Origin of the sequence: Mycobacterium sp. 141, from assembly GCF_000382405.1 — a bacterium.
GTDB lineage: Bacteria > Actinomycetota > Actinomycetes > Mycobacteriales > Mycobacteriaceae > Mycobacterium.
This window is the reverse complement of record NZ_KB908260.1, coordinates 1-17,316: the sequence shown is the minus strand read 5'-3', so window position 1 is coordinate 17,316 and position 17,316 is coordinate 1. Positions and strand designations below refer to the sequence as shown.

Genomic DNA, 17,316 nt, shown 5'->3' with positions numbered 1-17,316 from the left:
GGCAGGCCAGTAATCCGGGAATCCCGAGACTGGAGTTGACGAGTGGGTATGCGGCCCGCGGCAAGGATGCCGAAGCTGACGCGACGAAGCCGGGTTCTGATCGTGCTGGCACTCGTGGTGGTGCTGCTGTTGCTGATCGGGCCGCGCTTCATCGACACTTACGTCGATTGGCTGTGGTTTGGAGAACTCGGCTACCGGTCGGTGTTCACCACGGTGCTCGCCACTCGCCTCATCGTGTTCCTCGTCGCCGGAGTGGCGCTGGGTGCAATCGTGTTCGCCGGGCTGGCGCTGGCCTACCGCACGCGCCCGGTGTTCGTTCCCGCCACCGGGCCCAACGACCCGGTCGCCCGGTACCGCACGACGGTGCTGGCCCGCCTGCGGGTGTTCGGCATCGGTGTTCCGGTGTTCATCGGCCTGTTGGCCGGCATCGTCGCCCAGACCTACTGGGTGCGCATCCAGTTGTTCCTGCACGGCGGCGACTTCGGGATCACAGACCCGCAATTCGGGCGCGATCTCGGGTTCTATGCGTTCGATCTACCGTTCTACCGCCTGATCCTCACCTACCTGTTCGTCGCGACGTTCTTGGCGTTCATCGCAAACCTGCTGGGCCACTATCTGTTCGGTGGTATCCGGCTGGCCGGGCGTACCGGCGCGCTGAGCCGCTCGGCTCGTATCCAGCTGATCAGCCTCGGCGGCACGCTGATCCTGCTCAAGGCGGTCGCCTACTGGCTGGACCGCTACGAGCTGCTCAGCGTCACCCGTGCGGCCAAGCCGTTCACCGGTGCCGGCTACACCGACATCAACGCGGTGTTGCCCGCCAAGCTCATCCTGCTGGCCATCGCCGTGATCTGCGCCTTGGCGGTGTTCTCGGCAATCGTATTGCGGGACTTGCGGATCCCCGCGATCGGCGTGGTGCTGTTGCTGTTGAGCTCGCTGGTGGTCGGTGCAGGGTGGCCGTTGATCGTCGAGCAGTTCAGCGTCAAGCCCAATGCGGCGCAGAAGGAAGCCGAGTACATCAGCCGCAGCATCACGGCGACCAGGCAGGCCTACGGTCTCACCAGTGACACCGTGACCTACCGCAACTACGAGAGCAACGGGCAGACGACGGCGGCCCAGGTCGCCGCGGACCGGGCCACCACATCGAACATCCGGCTGCTCGACCCGACCATCGTGAGCCCGGCGTTCACCCAGTTCCAGCAGGGCAAGAACTTCTACTACTTCCCCGACCAGCTGTCCATCGACCGCTACATCGGTCCCGACGGTAACCTGCGGGACTATGTGGTGGCCGCCCGCGAACTCAACCCGGACCGCCTGATCGACAATCAGCGAGACTGGATCAACCGTCACTCGGTGTACACCCACGGCAACGGGTTCATCGCCTCGCCGGCCAACACCGTGCGCGGGATCGCCAACGACCCCAACCAGAATGGTGGCTATCCCGAGTTCTTGGCCAGTGTCGTGGGCGCCAACGGGAGCGTGGTGTCGCCTGGTCCGGCTCCGCTGGACCAGCCGCGGGTGTACTTCGGTCCGGTAATCGCCAATACCGACGCCGACTACGCGATTGTCGGCAGCAACGGCCCTGACCGTGAGTACGACTACGAGACCAACACCGAGACCAAGAACTACACCTACGAGGGCAAGGGCGGTGTCCCGATCGGCAACTGGTTGTCGCGCAGTGTGTTCGCGGCCAAGTTTGCCGAGCGGAACTTCTTGTTCTCCAACGTGATCGGCGCGAACAGCAAGATCCTGTTCAACCGCGATCCGGCCAAGCGGGTGCAGGCGGTGGCCCCGTGGCTGACCACCGATACCAGTGTGTACCCGGCGATCGTCAACCGGCGCATGGTGTGGATCATCGACGGCTACACCACGCTGGACAACTACCCGTATTCGGAGTTGACGACGCTGTCGAGCGCGACCGCGGATTCCAACGAGGTGGCGGTCAACCGGTTGGCGCCGGACAAGAAGGTGTCCTACATCCGTAACTCGGTCAAGGCCACTGTCGACGCGTACGACGGCACGGTCACCCTCTACGCCCAGGACGAGAGCGATCCGGTACTGCAGGCGTGGGAGAAGGTGTTCCCGGGCACTGTCAAGCCCAAGAGCGACATCTCCCCGGAACTGCAGGAACATCTGCGGTACCCGGAGGACCTGTTCAAGGTGCAGCGGGCCCTGCTGGCTCGGTACCACGTGGACAACCCGATCACGTTCTTCTCCGCGCAGGACTTCTGGGATGTGCCGCTGGATCCGAACCCGACAGCCAGCAGTTACCAACCGCCGTACTACATCGTCGCCAAGGACATTGCGAACAACGACGATTCCTCGTCGTTCCAGTTGACGAGTGCGATGAACCGGTTCCAGCGTGACTTCCTGGCCGCCTACGTCAGTGCCAGTTCGGATCCGTCGAACTACGGAAAGATCACCGTTCTGACCATCCCAGGTCAGGTCAACGGTCCCAAGCTGGCGTTCAACGCGATCAGCACCGATACCGCAGTGAGCCAGGACCTCGGTGTGATCGGCCGGGACAACCAGAACCGCATCCGGTGGGGCAATCTGTTGACCCTGCCGGTCGGTGAGGGCGGATTGCTCTATGTTGCACCGGTTTACGCTTCGCCGGGCACCAGCGACGCGGCATCGTCTTATCCGCGTCTGATCCGGGTGGCGATGCTCTACAACGACAAGGTCGGTTACGGCCCGACGGTCAGTGACGCACTGACCGAGCTGTTCGGTCCAGGAGCCGGTGCAACCGCGACGAATGTCGCACCCACGGACGCGAAGGCGGGTGTGCAGGGCCAGGCGCCCAACGCTGCGCCGCCGCCACCACCGGCAGGTCAGGCCGGCCAAGCACCGGAAGTGTCAGTGCCCGTACCGGGCCAGCCGCCCGTGCAGCTGTCGCCGGCCAAGGCTGCAGCGCTGCAGGAGATCGACGCGGCAGTGGCGGCGGCCCAGGAGGCCCAGCGCAGTGGTGATTTCGCCAATTACGGGCAGGCGCTGCAGCGTTTGGCCGACGCGATGCAGAAGTACGACACCACCAAGTAGCCTCACCCTTCCCACGCGAGCAGACGCGTATGTCCCCCAACACGCCGGTGTCGGGGGACATATGCGTCTGCTGGCCTCCCCTGACACGATTCTGATGCTGACTTCAGACATGACCGGCCAGCACCGTCGACCCACCCCGCACCGCGCTGCTGTCGGACTACGGACGCTGCGGAGAATCCCGATTTCTCCCGGGGCTTCTGCCTGAGTTCTACGGTTGAGCAACCAATTTCGATGGAGCAGATGCTGCGGTGGTGATGCGGGCGTGGGCGCCGTGGTGTGTGGAACGCTCAGATTCGGTCTCGGTGCAGACCGCCGTCGATATCAGGATGCTCGGTGGGCGCTGACCCATGACGGACGCGGCTCCAGCGCGCTATGCCACCGTCACGCAGCGGACGCGGTAGGAGTGGCGGTGCCCATCGCCAGACGCGGTGCGGTCCGGGACGAAGCGCTCGTGGGCCGAGTTGATGCCTGGTCCGGTGGTGGGCAGCTGCCGAACTTCGTGCCGTCGGACGACGCCAGACGGGCGCTGATTCGCCTGACGAGGACCCTCGGCACTGGGTGGCCGCCCTCGCCGAACCCTGCTACCCAGCCGGGGTTGTTCTGACTTGGCGGCTAACTCCGCTATGCAGCCGGACTGCTGCCGCGCTACGGTCACGACGCTGTCACGTCGCCAACATCGCCGTCAGTGAGTTCGTACTCCTCTGCAAACACTAGAACGCGGGGTGCGAGATGGTGAAGCGGCGGCAGCATCGTTCGCGTGCAACGATTCTGCAGCCAATACCCTCGGGTTGCCAGGACGCATTGAGATTGCATCTACGGCTGTGATCGACGGGAGTTCGCGACCATGTACGCAATCTCAACACTACGTACAGCGTCGGCGAGAGAACGCGGGCAAGCCGGAGCCGTCCTAATTCACCTGCCGCACAGGCATTTGCAGGATCGTCGCGGTAGGTACTGCCGTCGGCGCAGGTGGTTCTGGCAGGGTGTTGAGTGCGCCGCCGTCTTCTTCGGGCACCCAGTCGCCGTCGGTGTTCAACGTCAGGTTGAATGTGCTGTGCCGCATCCATTTTGATACCTGCATGAAGTGCACTCCGGCCGACAGTTGCAGGACGGCGAGCACTACATGCAGGTCAGCAAGTGGCTCGGACATTCCACGTTCGTGCTGACGCTGACCATCTATGCGGACTACATCAATGACGACAAACAGGTCGCACCGAAGGTAGGCCGTGGCGTGGTGGCCGGTGACAACGTCGTAGAGCTGCAGAGCAAACGCAACGCGTAGAAGTGGTCAACCTGTCTCGTCGTCAGACTGGTCCTCAATTTCGGGCGGGTCGTTGAGGCAGCTCAAGGATCGCGCGGATTGCTGAACTTGCTCGTGGCCGAGTTGATGCCGTGGCCCCACCAGTGCGCAGCTGTCGAACTCGCGCTATCAGACGACGCCGGACGGGCGCTGATTCGCCTGACGAGGACCCTCGGCGCTGGGTGGCCGCTCTCGCCGAACGCTGCCACCCAGCCGGGGCCGTTCTGATGCGGTCAGGTGGTGCGTTTCAGAGGCTGATTTGTACGGCTGATTCGGCCAAAAAGGGCCTCTGAGCACTCGATTTGGTGCAGTGCCAACCACTTCGGTAACCTTAAGTTCACCGACGCGGGGTGGAGCAGCTCGGTAGCTCGCTGGGCTCATAACCCAGAGGTCGCAGGTTCGAATCCTGTCCCCGCTACTAGCGGAATCGGCCCCCCGGAGGAAACTCCGGGGGGCCGATTCATTGGATGTGTCAAGGGATTTGTGACCCTAGCCGTGCTCGTCGATTTCTAGCGTCGGGTTCTAAGTTCGCCTACGAGGCCAGTATGGCCGCGTCTAGGGTTTTCTTCATCCCACGAGCCGGATACCGTGAGGTGACTGAGGCGAACCGCTGACTCTGCTGGTCTTCAAGCGTATGTGGTTCTGTTTGCTGGCGGTGGGTCTGTTCGGTGCTCGATGTTTCGCGTGGTAGGGCTCCGGTCGATCTTCCGTTTCCTCTTCGTAGCCGGTCTCGCGCTCGATGTCGGTCGCTGGTGGTGGCTTGTTCCTCGGACTGACGCGACGCAGTCGGCCTCAGGACGGCGGACTCGCGGCGGGCGATCTTGTCTTCGCACAGGGCTTACAGGAATTCGAAGTGGCCGAGGTCAGTCGTTCACCACGCGAGGCAGCGACGACATGGCTTCACGCGGCCGCTCGAATTATTTCTGTTGGGAGACACACTGTTTCGACGCGCCGCGTGTCGGGCATTCAGGTCGCTGGTCGAGGCTCTCGACCGAACCTGCTGCCGAGATGATCAGGCAGTCGAAAGTCACGGTGGACGACAGGCGTGATGTCATCCGATGACTGGCTGCGTTGTCACTGGTATCGCGGGAGGTGCAACGGGTGCCCGCGGCGGGCGTATCGGGACGGGCTTGGCGGGTGTGATCGGACCGGTGGTGGGCGACTGGATCGGCCTTAGGGGAGGACGCCACGGCGCCACTGGTGCACTCGGTACGACTGGCGTAGCAGGGGGCGGCGCTGGGGGCGTGATCGACGGCGGCACCGGTGTGGCCACCGGGACAGTGGATTCGATCGGTGCGGCGGGTGGCGGCTCCGAGGGTATTGCCGGGGAAGGCTGCCGTGTGCTCGCCGTAGTGTCGGCCACACTGGCCGCCACGCTCGACGGCACGACCGGCATGATCGGCGAAGCCGTCGCGCTGCGCTGGGGTGCCTCGGCGGTGCGCGGCGAAGCGGTCATCGATGTAGTCCTCGGCGCGGCCGTGGTTTGGGTGAGGTTGGCCGGGCTGACCGGTAGGTTGCGGGGACCCGGCCGGACGACGGTTACTGCCAGCCCACCGGCGAGGACGACAACCAGTGCCGCACTGAGCAGCAGCCGGCGAGACAAGCGACCTCGATCACTGCCGTCGGCGCCGCCGTGCACGATGCCCGATCTCTCGCGGCGATCCACCGGCGTGCCCGTGGCATTTGCGTTGGCGGTGAGGCGAATTCGGCGCAGGACGTGATCACGTAGCCAGTCGGGGGCCGGAACGAATACCGGAACACCGCCCAGCAGTGCGGCGGGGCTGACTAGTCTGCGGCGCTGCTCGTCACACGTCGGGCAAGATTCGATGTGGCGGGCGATCCGCTTGCGCATGAGTACGGTAAAGGCGCCATCCCAGCCCTCGATGATGGCGGCCAGCTCCGCGCATCCGCGGGGATTGTTCCGGGCGCTGCGGGAAACCAGCAGTGCACCCAGGGATCGTTCGACCGTGTCGCGCAGTCGTTGTGTCATCTTGTTGGCGCTGGCGTGGCTCACACCGAGCACCGTGGCGAGTTCGGGTCCATCCAAGCCATGGCAATAGGTCAACTCCAGAACGGCTTGGTCACGTTCGGACAATCCACCCGTGGCCTCGGCCACCAGACGAGCCAGTTCGGTGCGGACCGCCAGTATCTCGGGCCCCGGCTCGGTCGAAACTTCCTCGGGCACTTGGTCAACGACCCGCTCGCGGCTACGTTCGCGAATGGCGCGTAACGCCTCGTTGCGTGCTATCGCATACAGCCACGGACGCAGCTTGTCCGCGTCGCGCAGCTGAGGCAGACGGTCTGCGGCAATACAAAACGCTTCCTGGACGCATTCGGCCGCGCCGTCGCGATCCCGCAGCATGCCGACACAGAAGTCGTACAGCCGGTCGGCGTATCGGTCGTAGATCCCCGCGAACGCCCCCCGATCACCCGCGGCGGCCGCACAGGCCAGCTCAGCGTCGGTGACCGCGTCCCAGTCTGGCAGTGCGGTCATTACCATCGCCTCCTCAAGGATCCGTCGGCGACAACCCGCGATCTCAGTGCTGATCCCACGACTTGGTTGTCGATCCGAGCCCGACGGGAGCGGTCCTCTGGCCGCCGGCGGTCGGCGGTCGGCGGTCGCAATACGACGGGCATGCGCGCTCCCTTCGCTCGTGTTGCTCCTCACGAGGTAGGAGTGGCAGGCGCCGCGGACGAGGACACCTTTTCCGCATTCGCTCCAAGCACTCGGAGGTGCCATCACTAATCGGGCCGGTCGGGCGGCACCTCAAACTCGGTGTGGCCGACGCAACCGAGCTGACCAAACCAGTCCAGTTGTCACCGAAAACTTGAATTACAGAGATCCATACCACAGCGCGATATGCGGTAATTACACAGCATATAGACAGGAAACTCACAATTTCTGTTGTGCAACCCACCATCAGCCGCCCAGCCAGTTCTCTTTGGTGATTCCACTAAATCAGGACGCGACCAAATGCCGGTACTCGCCTCAGCTTCAGAATGACACTCGCCGACCCCTCTGGCAAGTATTCATTATCCGCTCGAATACTCGAACGCAATATTATGCCTACCATCACAGCGAATTGATCAATAATGAGTGGACAACTCAAATCGGTAATTCGTCTTTCTCCGGAGCGGTCGGGCGTTGCCCCGGATATGGCAGGGGGCCAAACACGATGACCGTCACACCCGGCACGATCCACATCCGCATCAGGCCTGCCTGTCAACGTGGCGGGCGATGCGACTGGCCATGGCAGCGACTTCGTCGAACCGGCAACGATGCGAGCCCCAAACGACCAGCGCTCACGTGCTCGTTCACCCACGTGTATCCGATCGCGCGGATCGAGGCCGCAAAAAGTGTCCGACCGGGGCGTGTGGCGTGCTCCTACAGGTGTATGAGCCCACCGCGGGCCTCAACTCGAGAGGAGAATCGCCATGACCACCACCTACCAGAGCCCGCCCCGTCGCGGACTGATTGCGACAGCCACAACGCTGGTTGCCGTCACGATGGTCGCCGGTGCGCTCGCCGCGGCCGGACCGGCCAATGCGCTGCCGCCCGTCCCGGCCCCCACTCCACCCCCGACAATCGTTGAGGCTCCACCAAATCCGCCAACTCCGCCCAGCACCTGGGTGGCGGTCAGCCGCGGATACCCACAGACTGCGAGCTCCCCGAATGATCAGATCGGCGGCGTGGGAACCGGAACGGATGAGCATTCCGCGATGATCGCTTCCCTTAACGACTGCGTAAGCAAGGGCGGTTCGAACTGCGGATACATGGGTGGTACCCAGGCCCCATGCATCGCGCTTGCCATCGCCGGGGCGAAGGATGACGCCACCGGGATAGGCCCCTTCATTTACCAAGCTCAGCGAAGCGCCCTGGCGCAGAACCCAGGCGGTCATATCCTGACGTCGGGTTGCTCCACCAGTGCCCCCACCGTCGCAAAGAATCCGGGACCGCCGACCGCCGCCTCATAGGGCTAGCCACGGGCTCACCGGTCTGGGTTTGACGGGACCGCGGTCTGCTGAAGCCGCCGGGTCGGCGGTTGCGTCGCACGCGGCGCGATTACGCCGACCCGTACGGCGCGACCGATGTTCTGCTGCGCACGGGAGGAATGAGGCTTACCATTGCCATCCACGACCCATTGCCACCTACGACGCAAAGATCTCGCCGCAGCGCTCGGTATCTGACGGAAATTGGCTGGCCACGGTGAGCGCATTCGACTCCGCAGCCAAAGTCCTTTTGAATTCGACCTCTGGTTATATGGTGCAGGAGGAGAGTTGACACATAAGCCATTGACTTCCCAATAGTGCAGTACTATGATCACTCGGCGAGTCAAGGGTCAAGGCAACTATGTCTCCCCGGATTACTTTTCCAATCGGCCGCAACGATGCGACCTTGATTCCAACAACAGGGAGACATGGTGAAAAAGAGCACCGATAGGAAAACCAACTACCCGTCGAGTTTCGGTGTGCTGTTCGCAGGGATCCTGCTGTTCACCGCCGGCTGCGTGGCCTACTGGGTAATCGTGCACCAGACAGGTCACGGTGAGCTGTTCTGGAAACTCAGCGGCGTGGCGGCCTTGACCGCGATCGGCGGCGCCTTCGGCGCGCTTGCCCTTCGGAAGCCGATCAGTGCCTATGCGCGAGCCTATCGCTCGCAGTCCAGTCAGCGCCACTCAGATGGAGCGGCTGGGGCAGACAGGAGCTAGCAAACGACGTGACGTATGCCGATGAAGGCCGCTTATTAGCGGCCTTCGCTTCTGGCCGTCACGGCGAAATGGGTCTCTCCCCAGGATGGTAAATGGGGCGGCGATGCTTTTTTGCGTCAAAATGCAATTCCGCGCATTTCGTCGGGATCGGCTCCGTCCCCTCGGTTGTTGGTCGGAGGTTCAGTCTTGCAAGGGATTGCGGCAGTCCGCGGCCGGGCGTAAGTGGAATGCGAACTGGGCGGACTCTTCCGCACCCCCGGCCGATATCGCGGCACCGGGCTCTCTCCAAAACTGATGCCGAACTGTGGCTGAACTGCTTCTGCAAAGTTGACCGTGCCGGTTCTGTGCGCGGTGGTCGAATGTTAGCAATCTCGGACGTTCTTGCCCGCGCCGCTGAGGGCGGGTTCGGCGCGTGCTCTGCTCAAGATTCGGTCGCTGACCGTACGGGCGGCGCACCGCGGGGACGCGGGTTGATTGTCGTGACGCGGCCGCTCGCCGAGACCGAGCGTCGTGCAGTCCGGCCCGAGCCCGCAGCTCAGCCAGCGTCAGTCCACGAACTCCGACTGCGTCTCGATAAAGTCCCAATCTGCCGCGGTCAGAACGTCGCTGGCCTTGTCCGGACCAGGCCCTCCGGCCTCGGCAATATGCTGCACCACTTGTGGCGGTAGTTCTTTGGCGCGCAGGTTCTCGCGCAGCCATTCCTTGCTGTCCAGGGGCAGATTGAGCCACCACCGGTAGATTTCCATCGCGGGACCACCTTCCGTCAAATTTAACCGTAGGCCCGGTGACCGGCGGCTACAAGGGGCGTGTCGTGTTGGAATGTCGTGGGCGTACGGGTGAACCGTTGTATTCAACTGGCGGAGCGCGTATTTCGGTGCGGACTAGAGTGCGCCCCTTGGAAACCGCGTACGACAGAACCGCGGGAAAGTCTTGGCACCACCCGGTCGTTTGCGCGGCATTGGGCAACCGTCGACTTTGGGGGGAGTTTGGCCGCGTCGACGCCCGGGTATGCCCAGTGGTCAGCGGCGGGTTCATGCAGGAGACAACGTTGGAAACTTATGAAGCGGATCTGAGCCCCGAGAAGCATCACATTGCTCAAGCACGAATGGTCAGCCTTGCAGCCGGTGTACTGGTCGGGTTGCGTTGTCGACGATGGGAAGACGAGATCGTCGAGTTGATCGAGGTAGCGCAGAGTTGCCGCATGTGCCCGTCCGAATTAGCCGAGGCCCTGGTTGATCTGGCCTCCGGTCGGCAGGTGAGGAACGAAGTGGACGACCTGCAGCCGGCATTCCGCACCGCACGGCGAGAGTGGGGCCATCTTCTGAACGCGGCACCCGGTCGTTCGGCACCTACCCGGAGCGGCAGGACCGTCTGACCGGCGCAATCGAGTTGATCCGGCGACTCGGGAACCGAAAGCCGAATATCGTTATCCATCAGGAAATTTCAAACGACACAGCTCAAGATCTGCGATCTTCCACAGGAATCGCCGCAGACCTTCATGGCCGCCGGCCGGCCACGCACATTCGTCGCCGTACAGCGCGACATTGGCAGCGGTGCAATACCTTTCGTCATTTTTCGCAGCGCAACCTGGTCGATGCGGGACACCTCTGCGGCTCACAGGTTCTGCCGCTTAAACACGGGCGTCGAAGAAATTCGAATGATTCATTGGCCCAGCGCGAGACGTCTGACGGTATGACCACTGACGCGGCATACCCGGGGTAGCGCACCGACAAAGTCAATCGAGCACCGCGCTGACGTCGAGACGCGACAGTCGTCGCGGGTCGGCCAGCACGTCGATTTCGGTGACCCGTTCGCCGACGACGACGAAGCCCATGACCGCTGCGACCCGGCCGGCTGTGACGATGACGGCACCCGCCGCACCGTTGACCGTGGCCGGGTGCACCTGCGCACCCGAGCGGGCATACAAACTGGCGAGTCGGGCCACGGCGTCTGCTCCGTGCTCCGATCGGCTGCCGCCCGGACCGAAGTCGCCGTGCAACACGACGCCGGGATGCAGAACCGCCACCAGCCGGTCGAAGTCTCCGGCGCGCGCGGCAGCGAAGAATGCGTCGACGACGTCTCGCTGGGTGGACAGGTCGCGATCGGGTGATGCTCCGGCTGCTTGGATGCGCTGGCGAGCCCGGCTCGCCAATTTGCGGGTGGCTTCGACCGAACGGTCGACGATCGGCGCGATGTCGTCGAACGGCACCGCGAACACGTCGTGCAACACGAAGGCAAGACGTTCGGCGGGTGCGAGTGTGTCGAGGACGACGAACAACGCCAACCCGACCGAGTCGGCCAGCAGCACTTGATGTTCCGGGTCGATGTCGTCTGGCGCGTCGATGACGGGATCCGGCATCGACGAGAGTGATTCCTCCTGAGGCCCAATGTGTCGGGCGCGCAGCACGTTCAAACAGATGCGGGCAACCACGGTGGTGAGCCACGCGTCGATGTTGTGCACTGCCGTGGTATCGGCACCGCTGAGCCGCAGCCACGCTTCCTGCACGGCGTCCTCGGCGTCGGCGAGCGAACCGAGCATGCGGTAGGCGACCGCGCGTAACTGTGGTCGGGCGCGTTCGAACGGCTCCGCCCACCGGTTGTTGTCCGGCATGGGGTCGCACTCCTCTGTCCCGGTCATGGGCCGGATGCCGACCGGTCCGCTGTGCCGCTGGCGCGGCGGCTGGGTGGACGCAGCGCCCACGATGCGACTACCAGCACGAGCGCGACGGCCAGAACTCCAAGCTCCTGCAGGTCCTTGCCCGTCGTCAAGTGCGAGACCATCGCCCCGGAGAAGACGAAGAAGGCGCCTGCGTATGCCCACTCCTTCAGCACGGGATATCCCGGGACCAGGATCGCTGCTCCACCCAGCAGCTTCCAGGTCCCTAGGATCACCAGCAGATAGGCGGGATACCCGAGGTCGGTGACGACGTCGCGGACCATCGGAAGACGCAGGACGTCCCAAATGCCGCCGAGGATCAGCTCTACGGCGAGCAGACCGGTGGTGATCCAGTAGGCGATCGCGCGTGCGGAAGTACTGCGAGGTCTGGTGATTGCAGTCATGTCATGCCCTGTTCGCTGTGATCGGTGAACGTGCTTCTACTTCTCCGACACCGCAGGGCGACGGAATGTGACCGATAGCGCCGGGCCGGGCGGTCTTGTTGGGCGGGAGTGGGACAATTGCGGCTGTGTCGCAGATTTTGAGCTGCCGGCCGCGACGGACCTCCGTCGTAACAGTCGGTGAGGGGGGTGCGGCGTGAGTCCGTACGACCACTACTACGGACGCACCGCACACCTGGCGGCGCTTGGCCTGCGTGGCAGGATGCGGGGGCTCAACGCGGTGTCCATGCTCGTGTTGAGTGTGGTACCACTGCTCCTGTTTGCCAGTTCGGTCGGGATGCGCGGCCCTGTGCGCTACACGGCGGGCTTGATCACCATCGGCGGGATCGTGATGGCCTGGCGGTGGTGGCGCCTGCAATGGCCCAGCCGGAGCGAGTCCTTGATCATCCTCGCCGTCGGAGCTCTGGGGATCATCGTCACCTGCTTGGTGCTGACCAACGCGACGATCGGTCTGCTCGGCATGTCGGTCTACGCGATGCTCACCAGCTACGCGGCCTTCCTGCACAGCCGTCGGGTGTGGCTGCTGACACTGGCTGCCGGCGAGATCGTCGTCGTATACCTCGCGGTGCGGGTGGCGCTCACCGACGTCTTGGTGGGTGTGGCCGGCGCGATCGGCGTCAGCCTGGTCCTGGCGTTCACGTCGCTGGTGTGCCGAATGGCGGTGCACCTCGTCGACCCCGACGCCATGCGGCATCCGGACGAAATCGAGCCCTTGACCGGGCTGCTCAACCGGGAAGCGTTCGACATCGCAGCGGCCACAATGTTCGGTGCCGCAAGTCGCCACGACGACCAGTACCTCGTCGTGGTTGCAGTGTTCATCGACGACATAGCGCTGCTGACCGACATGGAAGGCGCGAATAGCACGCTCAGCGCGCGGGTTGCTGTCGGGCGCGCATTGCGGGAGACGATTCGTCACAAGGTGCCGCTGGCACACGTCACCGAAAGTGATTTCCTGATCGCCGACGTGTTCAAGACCAACGATCCGTCGCCGCTGGTCGATCGAATACGTGGCTCGATCAACACCACTGAAATGCGGCTGACCACGAGTATCGGGTCTGTGTGCAGCCCGCTGCGCTCGGCGGCGGACCTTTCCGCGGAGGAAGTCGTCGACACCCTCGTGACCCTGGCAACGCGCGCGATGCAGCAGTCCAGGAGCGGCGGCGGCAACCGGGTCACCAGCGCCTACTATCCGACGTTGGCCTGTGGCGGTGAGTCCTCGGATTGAACGGGATGCTCAGCCGGTGCCGCTGACGTCCAGACGATGCGCTTACTCCACGACGAAGACGGGGATCTGCCGCGCAGTCTTGGTTTGGTACTCGGCGTACGGCGGATAGGCTTCGACGGCGAGTTTCCACCAGTGTTCACGCTCGTCGCCGGCGAGTTCGCGTGCAGTCAGCTGGAGAATCTTGTCGCCGTCCTGCGCTGTGACCGCCGGATTGGCCTTGACGTTGAAGTACCACGACGGGTGCTCCGGTGCGCCGCCCTTCGACGCGACCATCGCGTACTTTCCGTTTTCCTCGACCCGCATCAGCGGCACGTACCGCTTCTTCCCGGACTTGGCGCCTGTCGTCGTGAACAACACGACGGGGCGGTCGAGGATTTCGACGCCGTCGGTGGTGCCCTGCTTGAGGATCTGTTCGGTCTGCTTGCGTACCCAGTCGGTTGGGCTCAGCTCGGCTTCAGTCACCACGGGCGCAACACCGGACGCCAGCGGCATATTCCACAATGGTGATCCTCGATGTCTCGCCATCAGGTCAGGTGTTGGCGCGCAAGGTGATTCGTCAGCTCACACTGCGGTTTCGTTCCGGTGCCCGCGGGAGCGATTTGCGGCGTCGTCGCGAAACTCGGTGGCCAATTGTCGGGACAGGCTTCGACACGCCACGGTCAGTGCACCCGTGGCGGCCGTGACGCCGATACCGGAGTCGCGGATTGTCAACTCGATCGCCGCAGCGACATTGCCCCCGCCACTGAAGACCGGCACGGCAATCGCCGCAGGGGCGCAATGCGATTCATCGCACGCGGTCGCGACTTGCGTGAGCCGGATAACCGATAGTTCCTGGCGAAGCTTGTCCGGCGCGGTCATCGTCTTCGCCGCCCGCGTGCCTTCGGCGAGGACCCGGTCGATGACGCTTGTCGGCGAGAAGGCCAGCAAGGCTTTTCCGATGGCGGTTGTATGTGCCGGCGGAGCCGGTGTCAGAGATGCCCCCGTAGCGCTCGGTCCGCTGTTTCCGAGAAAGACGATCTCGTCGTCGAGCAGCGTGCCCAGTTTCGCGTCCGTGCGCATCGTCCAGGCCAACTCGTCCAGCACCGGACGAGCCCGCACCATGAGGATCGCGCGGTTCAGGACGTCGAAATCGGCCGCGTCTTTTCCGATGACTCGTAACGGCAGGCCGATCCGGTAACCGCCTTCATCGGTGCGCTCCAGCAGGCGCCAGGCCAGCAGCTCGGACACCAGACGATGCGTGGTCGATGTGGGCAGGTTTGCGATGCTGGAGACCTCGGTCAGGGTCAGAACGGCGCCGCCGCCGAATGCCATCAGTATTGCCGCGACTTTGCTGGTGACCGAACGGCCCGGATCTGTCGAATTGCCTGCCATGAGCCTGTACTCCCAGAGATGCGGCGTGAACAACGTATATGTGAATGCGAGCCCGCCGTCGAGTCGACCGTGGCGTTCGAACCTGGACTGACACACGATGAGCGGGCTACGGCCCGGGTGGGGCGCGCAGCCCGCTCGTTGTCGATCGAACCGCTTACTTGGCGACCGGCTGGGTGGCCGCGAGGATGCGCTGGGCGAAGTCGCGCTGGTTGGTCAGAAGCCGCTCGATGAAATCGAAGTTTGAATCGATGAGGTCTGCGGCAGTGGGGAACTGCTTGGTGAAGTCGGCGAATTCCGGACCCTTGTAATCCTTGGCGAATTCCGGCAGTTGTGCAGCGAGCTTGTTGGCCGTCTCGGTCCAGATGGTGACAGCCTCGACGACGGCGTCCTGCGTCTTGCGGACGGTCTCCAGCGCCTGTTCCTGAACCTTCTGGCCGATTTCCTGTGCGGTGTTCATTGTTTCTCCCTGGTGGCTGTTTAGTTCGGATGCGAACAACGATAACTATAGTTAACGCATGCACTGAATGTCAATCGATGGTGGCAGGGGATTGGTTGCGGTCCTGACGGGATCGGCCCGTGAGCAACCGTGAATCCGGGCACTCCTGGAGTGTCGGTCGGCAGCTACAACCGGTCGAGGAATGTTTTTGAGGAGCTCCGGCTGGGGACGGGTGCGGCTGCGGGCTTTCGATACGACCGGCGATATGATCCATGTCACATATCTTTGGTGGGCCCTGTGGGGGAGCTTTTCACCACGTCAGGAAGGTGCGATGGCAGGAAATTCGACAGGGCCCGGGCAATCGGTCACGAGCAGGATCGCCGCGATTCTGCTGGCGTTCACTGACAGCAATGTGCATTCGTTGACCGAGATCGCCCGGCTCACCCGGTTGCCGGTTTCGACTGCACACCGCTTTGCGGTCGAGCTGGCCGCCACGGATTTCCTGGAGCGCGACGCCTCGGGGTGTTATCGCGTCGCGCCTCGGTTGCGGCGCCTGGGAGCGGCTGGGTGGCGACCGCCGACCCTGGCAGAACGTGGTCCGTTTGTGCTCGATGACCTGTCGGCTGCGACGCATCGCACTGCACGCCTGGGCGTGTTGTGCGGGACCGCGGTCCGTTACATCGAGAAGCGACCCAACCAGCCGGTCACGAGTTTCGACACCTCCGCGACGCTTCCGGCTCACGCGACCGCGCTCGGCAAGGCCCTGCTGGCGTTTTCTGCGCGGCGGAACACCGAGCGGCTGATCATGAATGGCCTGCCTGAGTTCACCAAGAACACCATCACGTCAGCCGATCAATTGCGGCACAGCCTTGTCTCGATACGACGGGCGGGATTCGCCGTGTCTGTCGGTGAACTTGAGATCGGATCGAACGCGGTCGCGATGCCGGTGTTCGGCGATCGCAAGGCGATTGCGGTGCTGGAGTTGCGGGTGTCCGACCCGCGCCGGGAGCTGGCGACAGTTACGGCCGCTCTCGCGATGGCTTGTGGCAGCCTGGCTCGTGAGCTCAAAGGCGGATCTCTCGACGAGCAGCCGAGGGAACGGCTTTTGCGTACCGTTCCGTACGAAGCGTCGATGACGCTCGGCTCTACGTTATAGCTGAACCGATGTGATCCGCAGGCATCCCGATGGGATGGATCTGCACTTGAAATCCACTGTCACACGGTGGCTTTGGCCGTCCAGGTACGCCCGTGGGGCCTGCGTCGGGAGAGTTCGGTTCAGCCTTCTGCGAGGAAGCTGCGATAGACGCCGAGCAGCGCCTCCCGTTGCGCCTGGCTCAACCGCGGATCGGTCTTGATCGCCCGCTCGGTGTTCATAGAGTCCGGGTCCTCCGTCGCTGACGTGGCGGACGCTCCTTCCGGCTCCGCGACACCGGCCTGGCGCAGCAGATCGGCGGTGGGTATACCGAGTGCATCGGCGATCGATCGCATCACTTTCAGCGACGGCTGGTGGAGGTCACGCTCGACCTGACTGAGGTATGCGTTGGAGACGGCCGTCATTGCGGCCATTTCTCGCAGCGACAGGTGCGCCAGCTGGCGCTGCATGCGGATGAAGCTGCCAAGCGTGTCCGACTGGGGCTGCCAGGGATCCCTCGGACCTGACGACGGATCATCCTCGGTTGTCATGCCGCCATTGTGCCGGGTCGCCGTCGACGACTTCGACAAGCACCGCCGTTGCGTTTACCTCCTAGGTCGATTTGAGCATGTTGCGCAGGACGTACTGCAGGATGCCGCCGTTGCGGTAGTAGTCCGCCTCACCGGGGGTGTCGATGCGGACTACTGCGTCGAATTCGACCTTGGAGTTGTCTTCTTTGGTGGCTGTGACGTGCACGGTTTTGGGGGTTTTGCCCTGGTTGAGTGCTTCGATGCCGGTGATGTCGTAGGTTTCGGTGCCGTCGAGTTTGAGGCTGGCGGCGGATTCGCCTGTGGGGAATTGCAGCGGGATGACGCCCATGCCGATCAGGTTGGAGCGGTGGATGCGCTCGAAGGATTCGGTGATGACGGCCTTTACGCCGAGCAGCACAGTGCCTTTGGCTGCCCAGTCGCGCGAGGAGCCGGAGCCGTA

At 63.6% G+C, this 17,316-nt stretch carries 14 protein-coding genes, 1 tRNA gene and 2 pseudogenes; 7 read left to right on the top strand and 10 right to left on the bottom strand.

Annotated elements, in window-relative coordinates:
- Positions 1–42: 42 nt before the first annotated feature.
- Entirely contained in the window at positions 43–3,036 is a 2,994-nt protein-coding gene (locus tag H276_RS0110565; RefSeq protein ID WP_026356818.1) for a UPF0182 family protein, read from the top strand.
- Between the two features lie 907 nt (positions 3,037–3,943).
- Here the strand turns inward: H276_RS0110565 and H276_RS0110555 are convergent.
- Entirely contained in the window at positions 3,944–4,186 is a 243-nt protein-coding gene (locus H276_RS0110555) for a hypothetical protein (protein WP_155943042.1), read from the bottom strand.
- Between H276_RS0110555 and H276_RS22845 the strand changes: the two are divergent.
- Both H276_RS22845 and H276_RS0110545 read left to right on the top strand, forming a co-directional pair.
- Positions 4,139–4,318 (top strand): annotated as a pseudogene (locus tag H276_RS22845) (site-specific integrase); the annotation flags it as partial. The gene H276_RS0110555 and the pseudogene H276_RS22845 overlap by 48 nt on opposite strands.
- 362 nt (positions 4,319–4,680) lie before the next feature.
- Positions 4,681–4,754: transfer RNA gene (locus H276_RS0110545), tRNA-Met, on the top strand.
- Between the two features lie 633 nt (positions 4,755–5,387).
- Here H276_RS0110545 and H276_RS24625 read toward each other — a convergent pair.
- Complete coding sequence (locus H276_RS24625; protein WP_036460899.1) at positions 5,388–6,830, bottom strand: sigma-70 family RNA polymerase sigma factor; 1,443 nt, start codon at positions 6,828–6,830, stop codon at positions 5,388–5,390.
- 1,924 nt (positions 6,831–8,754) lie between these two features.
- Here H276_RS24625 and H276_RS0110535 point away from each other — a divergent pair.
- Positions 8,755–9,045 (top strand): hypothetical protein, encoded by a 291-nt coding sequence (locus tag H276_RS0110535; protein WP_019971273.1) that lies wholly within the window; start codon positions 8,755–8,757, stop codon positions 9,043–9,045.
- A gap of 545 nt (positions 9,046–9,590) precedes the next feature.
- On the opposite strand, the gene H276_RS0110530 is transcribed toward H276_RS0110535, so the two are convergent.
- Positions 9,591–9,791 carry a hypothetical protein gene (locus tag H276_RS0110530; protein WP_019971272.1) on the bottom strand — a complete coding sequence of 67 codons (201 nt, stop codon included), beginning with the start codon at positions 9,789–9,791 and terminating at the stop codon, positions 9,591–9,593.
- Between the two features lie 149 nt (positions 9,792–9,940).
- Here H276_RS0110530 and H276_RS0110525 point away from each other — a divergent pair, with 149 nt between their 5' ends.
- Positions 9,941–10,420 (top strand): hypothetical protein, encoded by a 480-nt coding sequence (locus tag H276_RS0110525; RefSeq protein ID WP_231376652.1) that lies wholly within the window; start codon positions 9,941–9,943, stop codon positions 10,418–10,420.
- A gap of 360 nt (positions 10,421–10,780) precedes the next feature.
- Here the strand turns inward: H276_RS0110525 and H276_RS0110520 are convergent, their stop codons facing one another.
- Together H276_RS0110520 and H276_RS0110515 are read right to left on the bottom strand one after the other, a co-directional pair.
- Positions 10,781–11,683 (bottom strand): sigma-70 family RNA polymerase sigma factor, encoded by a 903-nt coding sequence (locus H276_RS0110520; RefSeq protein WP_019971270.1) that lies wholly within the window; start codon positions 11,681–11,683, stop codon positions 10,781–10,783.
- Complete coding sequence (locus H276_RS0110515; protein WP_019971269.1) at positions 11,680–12,105, bottom strand: DoxX family protein; 426 nt, start codon at positions 12,103–12,105, stop codon at positions 11,680–11,682. The genes H276_RS0110520 and H276_RS0110515 overlap by 4 nt, the downstream gene beginning before the upstream one ends.
- A gap of 193 nt (positions 12,106–12,298) precedes the next feature.
- On the opposite strand from H276_RS0110515, the gene H276_RS0110510 reads away from it, so the two are divergent.
- The gene (locus H276_RS0110510; protein ID WP_019971268.1) at positions 12,299–13,387 is read left to right on the top strand and encodes a diguanylate cyclase; all 1,089 of its coding nucleotides are present in this window, start codon (positions 12,299–12,301) and stop codon (positions 13,385–13,387) included.
- 42 nt (positions 13,388–13,429) lie between these two features.
- Here H276_RS0110510 and H276_RS0110505 read toward each other — a convergent pair whose 3' ends face one another.
- The 3 genes from H276_RS0110505 to H276_RS0110495 all read right to left on the bottom strand — a co-directional run bounded on the left by H276_RS0110505 (position 13,430) and on the right by H276_RS0110495 (position 15,215).
- The gene (locus H276_RS0110505) at positions 13,430–13,879 is read right to left on the bottom strand and encodes a nitroreductase family deazaflavin-dependent oxidoreductase (protein WP_019971267.1); all 450 of its coding nucleotides are present in this window, start codon (positions 13,877–13,879) and stop codon (positions 13,430–13,432) included.
- 69 nt (positions 13,880–13,948) lie between these two features.
- Entirely contained in the window at positions 13,949–14,758 is an 810-nt protein-coding gene (locus H276_RS0110500) for an IclR family transcriptional regulator (RefSeq protein WP_019971266.1), read from the bottom strand.
- A 154-nt stretch (positions 14,759–14,912) separates the two neighbouring features.
- On the bottom strand, positions 14,913–15,215 hold the full coding sequence (locus H276_RS0110495) for a hypothetical protein (protein WP_018601307.1): 303 nt from the start codon (positions 15,213–15,215) through the stop codon (positions 14,913–14,915).
- A 310-nt stretch (positions 15,216–15,525) separates the two neighbouring features.
- Between H276_RS0110495 and H276_RS0110490 the strand changes: the two genes are divergently transcribed.
- Positions 15,526–16,350: an IclR family transcriptional regulator gene (locus H276_RS0110490; RefSeq protein ID WP_036460923.1), complete on the top strand. Its 825-nt coding sequence runs from the start codon at positions 15,526–15,528 to the stop codon at positions 16,348–16,350.
- 119 nt (positions 16,351–16,469) lie between these two features.
- On the opposite strand, the gene H276_RS0110485 is transcribed toward H276_RS0110490, so the two are convergent.
- The gene (locus tag H276_RS0110485; protein WP_019971264.1) at positions 16,470–16,877 is read right to left on the bottom strand and encodes a helix-turn-helix domain-containing protein; all 408 of its coding nucleotides are present in this window, start codon (positions 16,875–16,877) and stop codon (positions 16,470–16,472) included.
- A 61-nt stretch (positions 16,878–16,938) separates the two neighbouring features.
- Positions 16,939–17,316: pseudogene (acnA, locus tag H276_RS22835) on the bottom strand (aconitate hydratase); the annotation flags it as partial.

Bases quoted from the DNA above. Each gene is read 5' to 3' on its own strand.
- H276_RS24625 (WP_036460899.1), bottom strand. From the start codon at position 6,830: ATGACCGCACTGCCAGACTGGGACGCGGTCACCGACGCTGAGCTGGCC.
- H276_RS0110505 (WP_019971267.1), bottom strand. From the start codon at position 13,879: ATGCCGCTGGCGTCCGGTGTTGCGCCCGTGGTGACTGAAGCCGAGCTG.
- H276_RS0110535 (WP_019971273.1), top strand. From the start codon at position 8,755: ATGGTGAAAAAGAGCACCGATAGGAAAACCAACTACCCGTCGAGTTTC.
- H276_RS0110495 (WP_018601307.1), bottom strand. From the start codon at position 15,215: ATGAACACCGCACAGGAAATCGGCCAGAAGGTTCAGGAACAGGCGCTG.
- H276_RS0110530 (WP_019971272.1), bottom strand. From the start codon at position 9,791: ATGGAAATCTACCGGTGGTGGCTCAATCTGCCCCTGGACAGCAAGGAA.
- H276_RS0110555 (WP_155943042.1), bottom strand. From the start codon at position 4,186: ATGTCCGAGCCACTTGCTGACCTGCATGTAGTGCTCGCCGTCCTGCAA.
- H276_RS0110520 (WP_019971270.1), bottom strand. From the start codon at position 11,683: ATGACCGGGACAGAGGAGTGCGACCCCATGCCGGACAACAACCGGTGG.
- H276_RS0110490 (WP_036460923.1), top strand. From the start codon at position 15,526: ATGGCAGGAAATTCGACAGGGCCCGGGCAATCGGTCACGAGCAGGATC.
- H276_RS0110485 (WP_019971264.1), bottom strand. From the start codon at position 16,877: ATGACAACCGAGGATGATCCGTCGTCAGGTCCGAGGGATCCCTGGCAG.
- H276_RS0110500 (WP_019971266.1), bottom strand. From the start codon at position 14,758: ATGGCAGGCAATTCGACAGATCCGGGCCGTTCGGTCACCAGCAAAGTC.
- H276_RS0110515 (WP_019971269.1), bottom strand. From the start codon at position 12,105: ATGACTGCAATCACCAGACCTCGCAGTACTTCCGCACGCGCGATCGCC.